Source organism: Chryseobacterium flavum (genome assembly GCF_003385595.1).
In the GTDB taxonomy this organism is placed as follows: Bacteria; Bacteroidota; Bacteroidia; order Flavobacteriales; family Weeksellaceae; genus Chryseobacterium; species Chryseobacterium flavum.
In genome coordinates this window covers 147,258-161,949 of record NZ_QNUE01000003.1, presented here as the reverse complement: position 1 = coordinate 161,949, position 14,692 = coordinate 147,258, and the positions used below count along the sequence as shown (strand labels likewise).

Sequence of the window (14,692 nt, the reverse complement as noted above, 5' to 3'; positions counted from 1 at the left end):
GCTGCTATTTAAAACAAAAACAATGGGAAATTTAAAACTAAAAGGAAAAGATATATTAAAACTGGGCTATCCAAATAATCAGAGTGTGAACGTAGCATTGGAAGTCATGAAAAGAAATTTTGCAACGAAGAATATTCATCATGTAAAATCCCTTTTAAAGGAGATTCTGCTGAATCCGGAGAATTTTGAAAAAGATCTGACCTTCGGACAAATTGCAGAAACCCTGCTTTCATCCAAAAAAACAGAGAAAAGGATGTTGAATGCACAGCGTGCTTCATTTCAGATTTTTGGAAATAATATTTCAGAAGAGGCAAAAAATCAATTATATACCGCCTTAAAGCTACCGATTTCTACTCAGGGAGCATTAATGCCGGACGCTCACAGCGGTTACGGGCTTCCGATAGGAGGAGTTCTTGCGGTGGAAAATGCAGTAATTCCTTATGGAGTAGGTATGGATATTGGTTGCAGAATGAGCCTCAGTATTTTGGATACCCCGGTTTCATATCTTGAAGGAGCAAGAGATAAATATGAAAAAGCTCTTGCCGAACATACAAAATTTGGAATGTATGAAACTCATAAATCGCACATAGATCATGAAATTTTTGACAGAGATACATTCGACATGATCCCGATCTTAAGAAGATTAAAGGGAAAAGCAATCAAACAGATGGGATCTTCCGGTGGAGGAAATCACTTCGTGGAATTCGGAGAAGTAGAAATCACCGGGGAAGACAGGCAGATTGGCCTGCCAAAAGGGAAATATCTGGGAATTCTCTCTCATAGCGGTTCAAGAGGGCTCGGAGCTGAGATTGCACAGTATTACTCAAGAATGGCGGCAGAACAGTGCCCGTTACCTAAAGAGGCACAAAACTTCGCCTGGCTGGATCTTAGTACTCACCTTGGGCTGGAATACTGGACAGCCATGAATCTTGCCGGAGATTATGCTTCAGCCTGCCATGATGATATCCACAGAAGGTTGGTAAAAGCTGTCGGTGGAAGAGTAAAAGCCAGAATTGAGAACCATCACAACTTTGCCTGGAAAGAAATTCATAACGGGAAAGAAGTGATTGTGCACAGAAAAGGAGCAACTCCTGCCAGTGAAAACGAATTGGGGATGATCCCGGGATCTATGACGGCAAAAGGATTTATTGTCCGTGGGAAAGGCAACCCGGAATCGCTGAATTCAGCATCGCATGGTGCAGGAAGAGCCCATTCAAGAGGAGAATGCAGAAGTCTTTTTACTCAGCATGATATCAAAAAAGAGTTGAAGCTGAAAAATGTCACATTGATGGGTGGAAATGCAGAAGAAGCACCTATGGCTTACAAGGATATTAATGAAGTGATGAATGCACAGCGTGAACTGGTAGATATTCTGGGAACATTTCAACCGAGAATTGTGAGAATGGACAAGTAAACATCCTGATATTTTACAACCTTACAGGTTTTAAAAGCCTGTAAGGTTTAATAAGGAAAATATTTAAAAACAAAAAAATGGGAGCACCACATAACATAAAAAGATACGGTGAAGTCTGGCCGGAATTCAGAATCCGGTTAGGACTCGAAATTTTAGATAAATTAAAAGATAAAGTCATTATATCAGGTGGCTGGGCCTGGCACTTCATGTCAGAAACAAAACATACAGAATATAAGCATGCTCACGATCATAAGGATATTGATGTTTTTGTGAAGAAGGAAAATGTAGCAGATGTTGTTATTATTCTTCAGCAGGAAGGGTTTCAGAAAGTATGGACCCGGTATGATCACCTTCCGAGTGATGAAAATTTTCGCAGGTATGAAAAAACGGTAGAACTGGAAAATGAAAAGTTTCATAGGATAACCATAGACTTCTTTGAAAGAAATGAACTTGAAACCATCGTAGCCAATGGTTATACTGTTGTAAGACCCGATATTTTACTTTCTTTTTACAAAAATATTCACTCCAGTGATAAATGCTGGGCAGTGATGGCTGCGAAAGAATTATTACAAAAGGGAATAGATCCGGTAGGACATCCCTTGTTAAGCAAAAAGCCAATATAAAATGGAAAAATTAATACAGATCACCTCAGGAAGGGGACCTTTAGAATGCCAGTGGGTAGTAGCTAAAGTTCTGAAGACCTTTCTTGAAGAGGCAAAACAAAATACAATAGCGTATGAAATCATTCATCGTGAAAACGGTGATGAAAACCTGACCTTAAAATCTGTAACTGTTCTTTTGAAAGGAAAAGAGATGGATATGACCACGTTTTTAAAAAACTGGCTGGGAAGCGTTTGCTGGATAGGAAAAAGCACATTCAGAAAGCTACATAAAAGAAACAATTGGTTTATCGGGATCTTTGAGCTTGAAGATGTACAAATGATTGATTTCCACGAAAAGGATATCAGGTTTCAAACGACGAGAAGTCAGGGAAGCGGAGGGCAAAACGTCAACAAAGTGAATACTGCTGTACGTGCTACGCATCTTCCTACTAAAGAATCTGTTTTTGTACAGGATTCCCGTTCACAGCTGGAAAATAAAAAGCGATCTGTTATAAGGCTTAAAGAAAAGGTTATGACAGTTTATATCCGGCAATTGGAAAGAAAGATTAAAGACACATGGTTTCTCCAGATGCAGATAGAAAGGGGAAACCCGGTCCGGACGTTTTCCGGTACAGATTTTAAGAAAAATGATATAGACAAGTCGTTCAGAAAACAAAGGCATGTCTTGAAAAATGAACTAAAAAACTACAAAAATGACCTTAATTAAGAATAAATATTATTTTGAAGCATTAGATAATTTTCCGCACTATCTTTCAGACTGTCTGGATTCTTTGAATTATGCGTTGTCCTATGATCCTGAAGACGCAGATAGTTTGTGCCTGATGGGACGTGTGTATTCCGAAGTTTTAAAGGATTATGAAACGGCAAAAAAATATTTTGAAGAAGCTATGCAAAATGATGTAACCAATGTCAATACTCCTAAATACTATATTGAATGCCTGTTGTATAATGAAGATTATGAAGAAGCAGATAAGCTCATTGAATTTGCACTACAGATCAAAGGGATAGATAAAGCAGAGATTCTTTATTGTAAAACTCTTTTATCTGAAAGAAAAGAGGAATATAAATATGCTTTGGAAAATTTAAAAGAAGCCAGAAGGTTTAGTTATAGCAGAACTATGCTTGACATGCTGGAGGAGAAAGAAAAACTAATCAAAAATAAAATGCCTAAAAGGAGAACAGTAAAAAAAGTTGAATAATACTGAATTGTATTATTGCAGAAAAATAAGCTTTCATTAGAAAGCTTATTTTTTATTTACAGAGATCAGATAATCATACACTATTTGATGCTGGTCATCAGTCAGTTTAGCCTTTGGAGCCATTCTGCTTAAAGTGTTGATCCAACCCTGATCATCATGTTTGGTAGGTTCAGGCAGCTTATGACATTTTGCACAGGAATTTTCAAAAATGGTTTTTCCCTGGGCTAATTGCTCAGATGAGGTATACTTTGGTCCTGTAACAGCTACACTTTTTGGTCCGCAAGATACCAGAAATGCTGATACTGCAATACCGGACAAGATGAATTTTTTCATATCCTATTTTTTGTTTGATGATTACTTCTTCACAGAAACAATATAATCATAAACCCATTGGTGCTGTTCATCTGTCAGTTTTGCTTTTGGGGCCATAGAATTCATGATCCCTACCCATTGTACAGGGTTGTGTGAAGCAGGATCCGGTAATTTATGGCATCTTCCACAGGAATTTTCAAAAATAGTTTTCCCCTGAGCCATCTGCTCAGCAGTAGACGTTGAAGTTCCTGCCGTAGCAGTAGATGTAGCAGCTTTTGGCGTACAGGAAACCAGCAGAATAGCAGTTAACGAAGCCGTAGCGATGAGTTTTCTCATGTTTCTTTTTTGATCTGTAACAAATGTAATAAATTCCTTTAGCTGATGATACGGGGGATTGAATTTTTAATTTAGAAGAAATAAAAATTAATTAATGGGGAATTGTCAATATCAAATCATGACAATCTGTGCCTTTTGTGCCATCATTATGAGCCGGCTATTGATCATTCCCATTTTAATTATTAATTTTGAATCAATGAAATTTTCTACAGAAGAGTTAATAGAAGGAATACAGTCAGGAAACAAACGCCTGATTGCAAAAGCTATTACACTGGTCGAAAGTAAAAAAGCTGAGCACCGCATACAAGCAGAAGAACTTCTCAAAAGGATAATGCCTCTAACGGGCAAATCTGTCAGGGTGGGAGTAACAGGAGTTCCGGGGGCTGGAAAATCTACTTTCATTGAAAACTTTGGCAGGCTGGCTATTGCCCACGGTAAAAAAGTAGCTGTTCTGGCTATCGATCCCAGTTCCTCCATTAATAAAGGAAGTATTTTAGGAGATAAAACAAGAATGGAAGAACTGGCTAAAGAAGAGAATGCCTTTATTCGCCCCTCTCCAAGTTCAGGATTTCTGGGAGGAGTTGCCAATACTACATTCGAAACCATGATGATTTGCGAAGCAGCAGGTTATGACTATATCCTGATTGAAACAGTAGGGGTAGGACAGTCTGAAGTATTGGTGGCAGATATCACCGATGTTTTCCTGTTCCTCAAAATCATTGGCGGTGGAGATGAGCTCCAGGGAATAAAGCGGGGAATTATGGAAATGGTTGACCTTATTTTCATCAATAAAGTAGATCAGGATAATCTTCAGAAGGCTAAAAATACAAGATTAGAACTAAAACGTGCTTTAGATTTTATTCCGCCTAAAGAAAAAGGCTGGAAAATACCTGTTTTACTAGGTTCAGCACTTCATAATGAGGGACTGGAAGCAATATATGATTCCGTTGCCGAATTTATTGACCTGAAGAAAAAAAGCGGCCGTTTTAATGAGGTGCGGACACATCAGGCTGAAAAGCGTTTTGAATATTGGGTTCAGGAATACATTCTGGCGTTGATGAAAAAAAACAACAGCGTGGAAGAGGCCTATGCTACACACAAAAAAAATGCTTCAGAGATGATTTCCAATCCAAGTACTGAAGCAAAATTATTTGTCGAAAAGTTTTTAACGAAAGGAAATAACATTTAAAGCTTTTCCTTTTTCACCTCTGTTTTTGAAATGTATCCATCATAAGTGATAGGTTGTCTGTCATTACTTCCTATTGAAACAAATGCCTTACCGTTTTTAAAGATCTCAATATTGATTTCATTAACATTACTTACATCATTAGGCTTGATCTTTAAGGTCCAGTTTCCTTTCTTGTTTTGAGATTTATTTACAATAAAGTCTTTCGATGTAAACCTGTAGCTGTTTTGATCACTGTTTCCATAGGCAGGACTAAACATTCTTCCAAAATAGGGGAGCGTTACAATCATATTATCTTTACTTAGCTCAATGGTATAATTCCCATTCAGATCCAGCATTCTTGTAGCAGTGGAATTGGGCAATGAGTTCATAATGTTAATAACATCATAATTGGTAGGGTTTGCCCTTTGAGCATAAAATGTAAATTCCTGTGAATCTACTAATGAATCTACTATTTTCGGATCTAGTGCACCCTGTGAAGAACAGCTCTGGAAGAATAACAGAAGTCCAAAAATAAACAGGAGAGAAATATACTTTTTCATAATTGGAATAATTATTAAATTTAAACAGCAAAATGTATGCAAATATATTCTTTCCATTTGTTTTGGAATAAAAATTGTTAAGGTTGAATTATTAACACTCAAACTATGAAAGTTACACATCTATTAGGAATAGGAGCTATAGCTCTGTCGGTTGCTGCCTGTACTACGAACCCGATTACCGGAAGATCATCTTTACAGCTGGCTAACAATTCGGAAATTTTAACAATGTCTGCACAGGAATATAAAACGACATTGTCTAAAGGTAAAGTAATTACTGGTACGGCAGATGCAAAAAGAGTGGCAAGTGTAGGGAGCAGGATTAAAAATGCAGCAGAAAGATATTATCAGAGTATTGGAAGATCAGCAGATCTTGCGAATTACAGCTGGGAATTTAATCTTCTTCAAAGTAGTGAGCTGAATGCCTGGTGTATGCCAGGAGGAAAAGTTGCTGTTTACACAGGGATATTACCAGTTACCAAAGATGATAACGGACTAGCTGTAGTAATGGGGCATGAAGTGTCTCACGCACTGGCCGGACATGGAAATGAAAGAATTTCTCAGGCTATGGTTGCCCAATATGGCGGAGCAATCCTTGGAGGGACCATCTCAAATTCACAATGGGCTAACGTTTTTCAGAAAGTGTATCCTATCGGATCACAGGTAGCGCTGTTGAAATATGGAAGAAATCAGGAATCTGAAGCTGACGAAATGGGGCTTTATCTGATGTCTATGGCCGGATATGATCCTAGAGCCGCTATTCCTTTCTGGAACAGGATGGAGGCAGCGTCTACAGGAAACAGACAACCGGAGTTCCTGTCTACCCACCCTAATCCGGAAACCCGAATCTCAGATATTAATAAAGATCTTCCAAAAGCCCTGGAATACTATAAGGCTGCAGGAGGAAAAATATAATCATATAGAATTTTAATCTTGAATGAAGCCTTATTAAATTTTTAGTAAATTTGGTAAGGCTTTTTTAATTAACCACTTAAACACAATATTATGAAGAGTTTATCAATTACCGGGCTTATCCTTCTGGCAGTTTCTGCATTGCTTTTTTATCTGACCACTGATTTTGCTGTAGAGCAGATCAAAATTTCACATATTATGGGTATTATGGCTGGTGTTGGAATTGGGCTGATCATCGGAGGGATGGTTGGATATGTAAGTAAAGGAAGTGCCATTAAAGCAGAACAAAAGAAAAAAGAATTCAAGCAGCTTCAAAAAGAAAAAGAAGAGCTTGAGAAACAGGCGGCTGATATTGCAAAAAGACAGGCTGAACTTGAAAGCCAAAATAAAAATCCTCAAATCTAGAATTTGAGGATTTTATAGTTGTTATTTTCGATAGTTGATTAAAACTTATATCCTAAACCTACCATAAATAAGTTAGGTCTGTTGTCATATCTGATTTCCGCACCGGAAACTTTATTGATGAAGTTTCTTTCATCTTTGCTGAAAGCTCCTTCATATCTTGCATTTATAATAAGCTTTTTAATTTCAAGCTGTGCACCAAACTGATATCCTACTGTAAAATCATTTTTAGCATTTTCCTTGAAATCATTGTATGTATCATCTTTGCTTAAATTAAAGCTTCCAACAGGTCCTACATATACTCCAAGCATATTTCCCAAAAGATTATATCCTAAAAGTACAGGAACATCTATTCGGTTACTTTTTACATCAAAAGTAGTATTCTCCGTAGTAAATTCATTTTTGAAATGGGTATAGTAGATCTCAGGCATTACAAACAGGGAAGTAGGCAAACCTACTTTTAGAGAAAGCCCCACATTAAAACCCACATTATTTTTTCCTGTTCCTTCAATAGCATCATTCACAGTTCCTTTGATATTTGACCATGAAGGAGAGCCTGTAGGAAAGATCAGATTGGCTTTACCTGCCAGTGATATCTGTGCAGAAGCCCACATTGAAAACCCTATTAATGCTATACTAAGTACCTTTTTCATTATCGTCTATTTTTGTAATTGTATTTTCAATTGTTTTATTATTCTCAAGTAAATATTCCCTCAGTTCTTTAAACAGTTCTGAAGAATAAACGAAATCAATCAGATTTTTATTGCCTGCTGTGATCAGGATGTCTTTATTTCCTTCCCACTCTTTGAGCCCTAATCTGAGGTATACAATTTTCTCGCCAATTGTCATCACAGAATTCATATCGTGAGTATTGATGATGGTTGTTGTATTATATTCCTTGGTGATTTCATAAAGAAGATCATCAATAACTTTTGAAGTATACGGATCCAGTCCTGAATTGGGCTCATCACAGAATAAATATTTCGGATTATTAACAATAGCCCTTGCAATGGCAACTCTTTTCTGCATTCCTCCGGAGATTTCGGAGGGATATTTTTTATCAGCTTTATCAAGATGTACCCTGCCTATTACTTCAAACACCCTTTTCTTCTTTTCTCTGTAGGAGAGGTTGGTAAACATATCCAGAGGAAACATAATATTTTCTTCCACCGTCAGGGAATCAAATAGTGCACTTCCCTGAAATACGGTTCCGATTTCTGAACGGAGATGTTGTTTCTCCTCTCTGTTCATGGTATTGATATTCTTACCATCAAATAAGATCTCTCCCGATGATGGCATATAAACATTCAGTAAGCTTTTAAGGAAAACTGTTTTTCCTGAACCACTCTGCCCGATGATCAGATTTACCTTTCCTTTATCAAATGACGTGGAAATTCCCTTAAGTACTTCCACATCGCCAAAACTTTTCTTAAGATCTTTTACCTCAATCATCAGCTTAATATTAATTGGGTTAAAATTAATTCGGAAATGATAATAAATACCATTGTCCATACAACAGCCTGTGTACTGGCTCTACCAACTTCCAAAGATCCCCCTTTCACAAAATATCCGAAATAGGAAGGAACCGTAGCAATAATAAAAGCAAAGACTATGGTTTTAATAAATGCATAATAAATAAACAGGTTGGGCATATACATCTGAATCCCGACAATATAGTCGTTTTCCGTCCAGTTTCCTGTTAATATCCCTGCAATATAACCACCACCGATACCAAAAACAATACTGATTGCTATAAGGATGGGATTGAAAAGAACACATGCGATTATTTTTGGCAGTATTAAAAAGTTAGGAGAATTTACTCCCATAATATCCAGCGCATCAATCTGCTCTGAAACCCTCATTGTACCAATACTGGAAGCAATATAAGACCCTACTTTACCTGCTAATATAAGACTGATGATAGTAGGAGAAAACTCAAGAACCAAAACTGCTTTTGTAGCATATCCGACGAAAGAGGTAGGAATAGGAAAAGAGGATGCATCAAAGTTGTTGAACATCTGAATGGCAACTACTGCCCCTACGAATATAGAAGTAAAGACTACAAGTCCAAAAGAATTGACCCCCAAATCATTAATTTCCCTCATGAACAGCTTCCAGAAAACCCTCATTTTCTGAGGCTTCTGCAAGGATTTACCCAGAAGGATCATATATTCCCCTACTGCTGTGAAAAACTTTTTTAACATACTGCTAAATTAGACTTTTTTATTTAATTAGGCTATGGTTGAAAACAAGACTAGGACCCTGTTTTTAAATTAAATTTAAATTGTATTATCAGAGTACCGGGATTTTTCTTTTCTCTATTTTGCATTTTTGTCTCCACCAATAACCAATACAACGGTTTTTAATATAATTATGAGATCCAGCATGAAACTCCAGTTTCTTACATAAAATGCATCAGCCAGAACCCTTTTTTTCATTTCCACTTCTACGTCTCCAAAATCTCCGCGGAGCCCACTCACCTGTGCAAGACCGGTAATTCCAGGGTTTACCATGCTTCTTAAACTGTACCTCCCGATTTTAGGTTTATAATAATTATCTACAGCCAGCATATGAGGGCGCGGTCCTACTACAGACATTTCACCTTTTAATACATTAATAAATTGAGGAAGCTCATCTATACTGGTTTTTCTTAAAAACTTACCGATTTTAGTAATTCTTGAGTCATTTTCCCGGGTTGTGCTGGTGGTTGACTGGTCATTAAGCACCATTGTTCTGAATTTAATACAACTGAAAACCTCTTCATGAAAACCGTATCTTTTCTGTAAAAAGAAAACCGGCCCTTTGGAAGTTGTTTTAATTAATATTGCAATGATGGGGAAGGCCCAGGAGCAGATAAAAACCAATACGATGATGGAAAATACAATATCGAAAGCCCTCTTGACAGCAAAGTTTGCATAATAATCCAACGGATACCTTGCCTGATTGAGAACGGGCTGAGTCTGGATATATCCCAAATCGTACAGGAAAAAATCACTTTGTGCAAGACTCGGAATCAAGGAAATATGAATCTTATTGTCTTCTGCCAGTTTGAATATTTCCGTTTCTGTATTTTCATCGAAAGAATTTTCGGTAGATAAAAACAGGGTATGGATCCCATTTTTTTTCCAAAAATCAACCAATTCGTGAAGATCTATTCCGGGATGTGCATATTCAAAAATGCGGTATCCGTAATCTTTACGTTCCTTAAATATATTTTTGAGAATCTCAGTAGAGTCATTATTGCCGAGGAACATTACATTCCTGTGGTTTATTCCCAGTGAACGAAAATATTTAATGGCAAAATAAATAATTGATTTTGTCAGAAAAATAAAAATCAGGAGATAAAAGGAAAGCCAGTAAATATCTGAGTTGAAAAATACATTTTTACTTACCTTTCCAATAAGCAGAACACCAAGTATAAAAAACAGGAAGTGTATAAAAAGACGTTCAAGAAACAAGGTATAGGTTAAGTTCCTTGCAATATTGTAGATTTTTGTTCTACCGCTCAGCAGCACCCAGAACAAAAACAACAATACCAGGGAAAGAATATTCTGATACCAGGTTTCTTTATTGTATTTTAAACTTTCGTTTCTGCTTATAAAAAAGAATATAAAAATAGATGCAATAACCATAAGGTCAAGCAAAATAATAATCGATTTCAGGTATCTGGAGTATCGAATTCTCTGCATCTATCGTAGCTATAACAGATAAGACAAGCTAATGTACATAATTTTACGGGATATTCAGATATTTATGGGTCTGAACTGAAGCCTGCCATTCCGGATGTTCCAGGATAAAGTCTGTAATCTTAGGATACATATCATTTCTTTTACTCCATTCACTTTGAAGATAAAGTCTGCAGCTTTCAGATACCTTTGCAGCCTGTTCTTCAGCAAAAGTAAAATCGTGATTATTGAAAACAATAACCTTAAGTTCATTTGCCTTTTGATAAATCTCTTCTTTAGGCAAGCCTGTTTTCTTTGGCGAAAGGGTAATCCAATCCAGATGCCCGCTCATAGGATAAGCGCCGGACGTTTCAATATGAATAGTGCAGCCAAGTTCTTTCAGTTTCGAAGTAAGAATCTCTAAATTCCACATTAAAGGTTCTCCACCCGTAAGGACAATTGTTTTACAGTGCTTAGCCGCTGTTTCTGCAATTTCAGCAGCATCCATCAAGGGATGCAGATCAGGATCCCAGCTTTCTTTTACATCACACCAGTGGCATCCGACATCACAGCCTCCTAATCTGATGAAATAAGCGGCTTTTCCTGTGTGCGCACCTTCTCCCTGTAAAGTGTAAAAATGCTCCATTACGGGGAGCATTTTACCTTCTTTTAATAAAATATCTTCTTCTTTATTCATTTTAAAAATTAGTCATTATAGACCGAAGTTTTATACGCAATGATGGTGTTTTTCATTAACATCGCTCTGGTCATTGGGCCTACTCCTCCAGGAACAGGAGTGATCCAGCTTGCTTTTGCAGCACAGCTGTCAAAATCCACGTCACCGGCAAGATAATATCCTTTCGGAGAATCATCATCTACTCTGGTAATCCCTACATCAACAATTACTGCTCCGTCCTTGATCATCTCTCCTTTCAGGAAGTGAGGATCTCCTAAAGCGGTAATTACGATGTCTGCCTTTTTAGTATATTCTTCAATGTCTTTAGTGTATGAGTGGGTAAGGGTTACCGTAGAGTTTCCCGGGAAATCCTTTCTTCCCATAAGAATACTCATCGGTCTTCCTACAATTTTACTTCTTCCAATAATTACACAGTCTTTCCCTTTGGTTTCAATATTATACCTTTCCAATAACGTTAAAATTCCGAAAGGAGTAGCAGGCAGGAAAGTGTCCATTTCCAAAGCCATTTTTCCAAAATTCTCAGGATGGAATCCATCCACATCCTTTCTTGGGTCAATTGCTTTGATGATTTTTTCCTGATCAATCTGGTCTGGCAATGGAAGTTGTACGATAAACCCGTCTACTGCTTTAGATTTATTCAGCTCATCAATTTTCTCCAGTAACTCAGATTCAGAAACCGTACTTGGAAATTTTAAGAGTGTAGAACGGAAACCTACTTCTTCACAGTCTTTAACTTTACTGTTTACATAGGCTTTACTGGCTCCGTTATTTCCTACAAGAATTGCCACCAGATGTGGAGCTCTTCTTTTGCTTTCAAGGATTTTTTCTACTTCAGCCTTAATCTCTGCTTTTATTTCTTTGGATACTTTAAGTCCGTCAAGAATTTCTGCCATTTTTACTTTTTTTACTTTTATTTAGATTTTATTGAATACAACGATATCCTGAAATTCATCAGCTCCTTCTTTTTCTACATCAGTTCTCCAGAAACCTTCTTTTATGGTGGTTACATGTAAACCTGCATCGTATGCCATTTGATGTAATAATGAAATGCTTACAGCAATATTTGCTGCAGTTACTTTCTCATCCATTAGTTTATATCCGTCATATTGATGTGGAAAATGCATGCTGCCTCCCTCCGTTTTTGAGTTATCATACAGAAAAAAGGTTGCCAGGCATTGCCCATCGGTTTTCATTACCCTGCTGATCTCGCTCAGATACCTTTTGATTTCAGGAATTTGCATGTGGGTAAATACTGAAAACAGAAATACCTTATCAAAAACAGCTTTATCATAAGGAAATGTAAAGTTTTCAGCCTTTTGGCTAAAGGTATTGTACAGATCATTATAAATCGGGGTGAACTTAAAGTTAAAGTTGGGATACTTTTTGTGGATGTTTTTATTACACCAGATGATCCCCTTTTCTACAGCATCAAAACCATCATATCTGCCTTTATCAATAAATCCTGTCAGGGCAACAGCTGTTCTCCCGATCCCACACCCCACATCCAGCACATGATCCGTATTACTGAGGGCAATGTACTTTCGCAAGACGTTCATCTGGCGGATTCCATGAGGAATGAAATCACTGCTTCCCACATAAATGTCTCCTTTTTTAGGCTCCTTTTCAGATCTTTTTCCAGTAAGTCCTTCATAAAGGTCTATAGGAAAATAATAGATCTTTCTTCCCAGAAGCCTGAGCCCGGGAGGCAGTTTATAATAATATGACCTTAATGCAGACATCTGCTATTTATTTCCTTTATAATAATTAATCAAACCGTTGGTGGAACTGTCATGAGAGTTGATCACTTCATTATTTTCAAGTTCAGGAAGAATTTTATTGGCTAATACCTTACCTAATTCCACTCCAAACTGATCGAAACTGAAAATATTCCAGATTACGCCCTGCACAAAGATCTTATGTTCATATAATGCAATCAGCTGACCCAGTGAAAAAGGAGTTAATTCCTTGAATAATATAGAATTGGTAGGGGTATTTCCGTGAAAAATTTTGAAATTAATCAGTCTGTCAATTTCTTCATCAGATTTGCCGGCATTTTTCAGTTCTTCTTCTACTTCTTCTTCCAGCTTTCCAAAGGCAAGTGCTTCGGTCTGGGCAAAAAAATTGGCTAATAGTTTATCCTGATGGTCCGAAACTTTATTCGGGCTTTTTGCATATGCGATAAAGTCTGCCGGAATCAATTCTGTTCCCTGGTGAATCAATTGATAGAATGCGTGCTGGCCGTTTGTACCTGGTTCTCCCCAGATAATGGGTCCTGTTTCATATTCTACAAATTCACCGTTTCTATCTACACACTTTCCGTTACTTTCCATATCTCCTTGCTGAAGATAAGCTGCAAACCTATCCAGATATTGTGAATAAGGCAAGATTGCATAAGTGGTTGCCGCATAGAAGTTGCGATACCAGATTCCTAAAAGTCCCATAAGAACAGGAATGTTTTCAGAAAAATCTGCGGTCTGGAAATGCTGATCTGTATCAAAAGCCCCTTTTAAAAGCTGTTCAAAATTTTCATATCCTACAGCAAGCACAATACTTAATCCGATAGCACTCCAAAGAGAATATCTTCCGCCTACCCAATCCCAGAATTCAAAAATATTTTCTTCTGCGATTCCAAATTTTTTAACTTCCTCAATATTGGTAGATAGGGCAACAAAATGCTTGGCTACATCTTCCGGCTTTCCGGCTTTCAGGAACCAGTCTTTAGCTGAGTTTGCATTGGTCATCGTTTCCTGAGTAGTAAACGTTTTAGAAGCGATGATAAATAAAGTGGTTTCAGGGTTTAGATTTTTCACAACTTCTGCAATATGATTTCCATCTACATTGGATACGAAGTGAACATTTATTCTGGTTTTAAAATGCTTTAATGCAGAACAAACCATTACAGGGCCTAAATCTGAGCCTCCAATGCCAATATTTACCACATCTGTAATCTCTTTTCCATTGAACCCTTTATGTTCGCCTGATATGATTTTTTCAGAAAAGGCTTTCATATGTTCAAGAACTCTTTTGATCTGAGGTTTGATGCTTTCACCATCTACGAAAATTTCACGATCAGAAAAGTCCCTTAAGGCTGTATGTAGTACTGCTCTTCCCTCTGTTTCGTTGATTTTATCCCCGGAAAACATTTTGGTAATAGCATCTTTTAACTGACATTCTTCAGCTAACTGTAATAGAAGTTCTTTTGTTCTTGAGTCAATTAAGTTTTTGGAATAATCAAAAAGGTAATTATCCTTTTGTAGGGAAAATTCCTGAAAACGATTTGGGTTATATTGGAAAAGACTTCTAAGGTCAAAGTCATTTCCTGCAAAATGTTCATCAAGGGCTTTCCAGCTATTGGTTTGTGTAGGATTTATTTTTGATAGCATATGTTTAGAATTAAAAGATTCAGG

18 protein-coding genes are annotated in these 14,692 nt (G+C 37.2%); 7 read left to right on the top strand and 11 right to left on the bottom strand.

Translation table 11 applies throughout. From position 1 onward, the window contains the following. Nucleotides 1-22 precede the first annotated feature (22 nt). The 4 genes from DRF59_RS04650 (at nucleotide 23) to DRF59_RS04635 (ending at nucleotide 3,236) form a co-directional block, all read left to right on the top strand. Nucleotides 23-1,414, top strand: a complete 1,392-nt coding sequence (locus tag DRF59_RS04650) for an RtcB family protein (protein ID WP_115957280.1) — start codon at nucleotides 23-25, stop codon at nucleotides 1,412-1,414. A gap of 77 nt (nucleotides 1,415-1,491) precedes the next feature. Beyond that, complete coding sequence (locus tag DRF59_RS04645; RefSeq protein ID WP_115957278.1) at nucleotides 1,492-2,037, top strand: nucleotidyltransferase family protein; 546 nt, start codon at nucleotides 1,492-1,494, stop codon at nucleotides 2,035-2,037. Nucleotide 2,038: 1 nt separating this feature from the next. After that, a complete protein-coding gene (gene prfH / locus DRF59_RS04640; protein ID WP_115957276.1) occupies nucleotides 2,039-2,743 on the top strand; it encodes a peptide chain release factor H in 705 nt (234 codons plus the stop codon). Then, nucleotides 2,730-3,236: a tetratricopeptide repeat protein gene (locus DRF59_RS04635; RefSeq protein ID WP_115957274.1), complete on the top strand. Its 507-nt coding sequence runs from the start codon at nucleotides 2,730-2,732 to the stop codon at nucleotides 3,234-3,236. The genes prfH and DRF59_RS04635 overlap by 14 nt, the downstream gene beginning before the upstream one ends. Nucleotides 3,237-3,281: 45 nt before the next feature. Here DRF59_RS04635 and DRF59_RS04630 read toward each other — a convergent pair whose 3' ends face one another. Next, nucleotides 3,282-3,569, bottom strand: a complete 288-nt coding sequence (locus DRF59_RS04630; RefSeq protein ID WP_115957272.1) for a c-type cytochrome — start codon at nucleotides 3,567-3,569, stop codon at nucleotides 3,282-3,284. Nucleotides 3,570-3,590: 21 nt separating this feature from the next. Next, entirely contained in the window at nucleotides 3,591-3,884 is a 294-nt protein-coding gene (locus tag DRF59_RS04625; protein WP_115957270.1) for a c-type cytochrome, read from the bottom strand. Nucleotides 3,885-4,080: 196 nt separating this feature from the next. On the opposite strand from DRF59_RS04625, the gene meaB reads away from it, so the two are divergent. Further along, nucleotides 4,081-5,073: a methylmalonyl Co-A mutase-associated GTPase MeaB gene (meaB, locus tag DRF59_RS04620; protein WP_115957268.1), complete on the top strand. Its 993-nt coding sequence runs from the start codon at nucleotides 4,081-4,083 to the stop codon at nucleotides 5,071-5,073. On the opposite strand, the gene DRF59_RS04615 is transcribed toward meaB, so the two are convergent. Then, complete coding sequence (locus tag DRF59_RS04615; RefSeq protein WP_115957266.1) at nucleotides 5,070-5,612, bottom strand: DUF4251 domain-containing protein; 543 nt, start codon at nucleotides 5,610-5,612, stop codon at nucleotides 5,070-5,072. The genes meaB and DRF59_RS04615 overlap by 4 nt on opposite strands. A 105-nt stretch (nucleotides 5,613-5,717) precedes the next feature. Between DRF59_RS04615 and DRF59_RS04610 the strand changes: the two genes are divergently transcribed. Both DRF59_RS04610 and DRF59_RS04605 read left to right on the top strand, forming a co-directional pair. After that, nucleotides 5,718-6,524, top strand: a complete 807-nt coding sequence (locus tag DRF59_RS04610) for a M48 family metallopeptidase (RefSeq protein WP_115957264.1) — start codon at nucleotides 5,718-5,720, stop codon at nucleotides 6,522-6,524. Nucleotides 6,525-6,614: 90 nt separating this feature from the next. Continuing rightward, a complete protein-coding gene (locus DRF59_RS04605) occupies nucleotides 6,615-6,926 on the top strand; it encodes a DUF1049 domain-containing protein (protein WP_115957262.1) in 312 nt (103 codons plus the stop codon). A gap of 38 nt (nucleotides 6,927-6,964) precedes the next feature. Here the strand turns inward: DRF59_RS04605 and DRF59_RS04600 are convergent, their stop codons facing one another. The 8 genes from DRF59_RS04600 to pgi all read right to left on the bottom strand — a co-directional run bounded on the left by DRF59_RS04600 (nucleotide 6,965) and on the right by pgi (nucleotide 14,668). Beyond that, nucleotides 6,965-7,576 (bottom strand): outer membrane beta-barrel protein, encoded by a 612-nt coding sequence (locus tag DRF59_RS04600; RefSeq protein WP_115957260.1) that lies wholly within the window; start codon nucleotides 7,574-7,576, stop codon nucleotides 6,965-6,967. Then, nucleotides 7,560-8,375, bottom strand: a complete 816-nt coding sequence (locus tag DRF59_RS04595; protein ID WP_115957643.1) for an ABC transporter ATP-binding protein — start codon at nucleotides 8,373-8,375, stop codon at nucleotides 7,560-7,562. The genes DRF59_RS04600 and DRF59_RS04595 overlap by 17 nt, the downstream gene beginning before the upstream one ends. Continuing rightward, on the bottom strand, nucleotides 8,375-9,127 hold the full coding sequence (locus DRF59_RS04590; protein WP_115957258.1) for an MlaE family ABC transporter permease: 753 nt from the start codon (nucleotides 9,125-9,127) through the stop codon (nucleotides 8,375-8,377). The genes DRF59_RS04595 and DRF59_RS04590 overlap by 1 nt, the downstream gene beginning before the upstream one ends. A gap of 114 nt (nucleotides 9,128-9,241) precedes the next feature. Next, entirely contained in the window at nucleotides 9,242-10,612 is a 1,371-nt protein-coding gene (locus DRF59_RS04585) for an exopolysaccharide biosynthesis polyprenyl glycosylphosphotransferase (protein ID WP_115957256.1), read from the bottom strand. A gap of 43 nt (nucleotides 10,613-10,655) precedes the next feature. Then, nucleotides 10,656-11,285 (bottom strand): 7-carboxy-7-deazaguanine synthase QueE, encoded by a 630-nt coding sequence (locus tag DRF59_RS04580; protein WP_115957254.1) that lies wholly within the window; start codon nucleotides 11,283-11,285, stop codon nucleotides 10,656-10,658. An 8-nt stretch (nucleotides 11,286-11,293) separates the two neighbouring features. Next, nucleotides 11,294-12,178: a bifunctional 5,10-methylenetetrahydrofolate dehydrogenase/5,10-methenyltetrahydrofolate cyclohydrolase gene (locus DRF59_RS04575; RefSeq protein ID WP_115957252.1), complete on the bottom strand. Its 885-nt coding sequence runs from the start codon at nucleotides 12,176-12,178 to the stop codon at nucleotides 11,294-11,296. A 21-nt stretch (nucleotides 12,179-12,199) separates the two neighbouring features. Next, nucleotides 12,200-13,024 carry a class I SAM-dependent methyltransferase gene (locus DRF59_RS04570; protein ID WP_115957250.1) on the bottom strand — a complete coding sequence of 275 codons (825 nt, stop codon included), beginning with the start codon at nucleotides 13,022-13,024 and terminating at the stop codon, nucleotides 12,200-12,202. 3 nt (nucleotides 13,025-13,027) lie between these two features. After that, nucleotides 13,028-14,668 (bottom strand): glucose-6-phosphate isomerase, encoded by a 1,641-nt coding sequence (pgi, locus tag DRF59_RS04565; protein ID WP_115957248.1) that lies wholly within the window; start codon nucleotides 14,666-14,668, stop codon nucleotides 13,028-13,030. Nucleotides 14,669-14,692 lie beyond the last annotated feature (24 nt).

Coding starts and splice junctions, on each gene's coding strand:
- DRF59_RS04650 (WP_115957280.1), top strand. CDS start 23: ATGGGAAATTTAAAACTAAAAGGAAAAGATATATTAAAACTGGGCTAT.
- DRF59_RS04645 (WP_115957278.1), top strand. CDS start 1,492: ATGGGAGCACCACATAACATAAAAAGATACGGTGAAGTCTGGCCGGAA.
- prfH (WP_115957276.1), top strand. CDS start 2,039: ATGGAAAAATTAATACAGATCACCTCAGGAAGGGGACCTTTAGAATGC.
- DRF59_RS04635 (WP_115957274.1), top strand. CDS start 2,730: ATGACCTTAATTAAGAATAAATATTATTTTGAAGCATTAGATAATTTT.
- DRF59_RS04630 (WP_115957272.1), bottom strand. CDS start 3,569: ATGAAAAAATTCATCTTGTCCGGTATTGCAGTATCAGCATTTCTGGTA.
- DRF59_RS04625 (WP_115957270.1), bottom strand. CDS start 3,884: ATGAGAAAACTCATCGCTACGGCTTCGTTAACTGCTATTCTGCTGGTT.
- meaB (WP_115957268.1), top strand. CDS start 4,081: ATGAAATTTTCTACAGAAGAGTTAATAGAAGGAATACAGTCAGGAAAC.
- DRF59_RS04615 (WP_115957266.1), bottom strand. CDS start 5,612: ATGAAAAAGTATATTTCTCTCCTGTTTATTTTTGGACTTCTGTTATTC.
- DRF59_RS04610 (WP_115957264.1), top strand. CDS start 5,718: ATGAAAGTTACACATCTATTAGGAATAGGAGCTATAGCTCTGTCGGTT.
- DRF59_RS04605 (WP_115957262.1), top strand. CDS start 6,615: ATGAAGAGTTTATCAATTACCGGGCTTATCCTTCTGGCAGTTTCTGCA.
- DRF59_RS04600 (WP_115957260.1), bottom strand. CDS start 7,576: ATGAAAAAGGTACTTAGTATAGCATTAATAGGGTTTTCAATGTGGGCT.
- DRF59_RS04595 (WP_115957643.1), bottom strand. CDS start 8,375: ATGATTGAGGTAAAAGATCTTAAGAAAAGTTTTGGCGATGTGGAAGTA.
- DRF59_RS04590 (WP_115957258.1), bottom strand. CDS start 9,127: ATGTTAAAAAAGTTTTTCACAGCAGTAGGGGAATATATGATCCTTCTG.
- DRF59_RS04585 (WP_115957256.1), bottom strand. CDS start 10,612: ATGCAGAGAATTCGATACTCCAGATACCTGAAATCGATTATTATTTTG.
- DRF59_RS04580 (WP_115957254.1), bottom strand. CDS start 11,285: ATGAATAAAGAAGAAGATATTTTATTAAAAGAAGGTAAAATGCTCCCC.
- DRF59_RS04575 (WP_115957252.1), bottom strand. CDS start 12,178: ATGGCAGAAATTCTTGACGGACTTAAAGTATCCAAAGAAATAAAAGCA.
- DRF59_RS04570 (WP_115957250.1), bottom strand. CDS start 13,024: ATGTCTGCATTAAGGTCATATTATTATAAACTGCCTCCCGGGCTCAGG.
- pgi (WP_115957248.1), bottom strand. CDS start 14,668: ATGCTATCAAAAATAAATCCTACACAAACCAATAGCTGGAAAGCCCTT.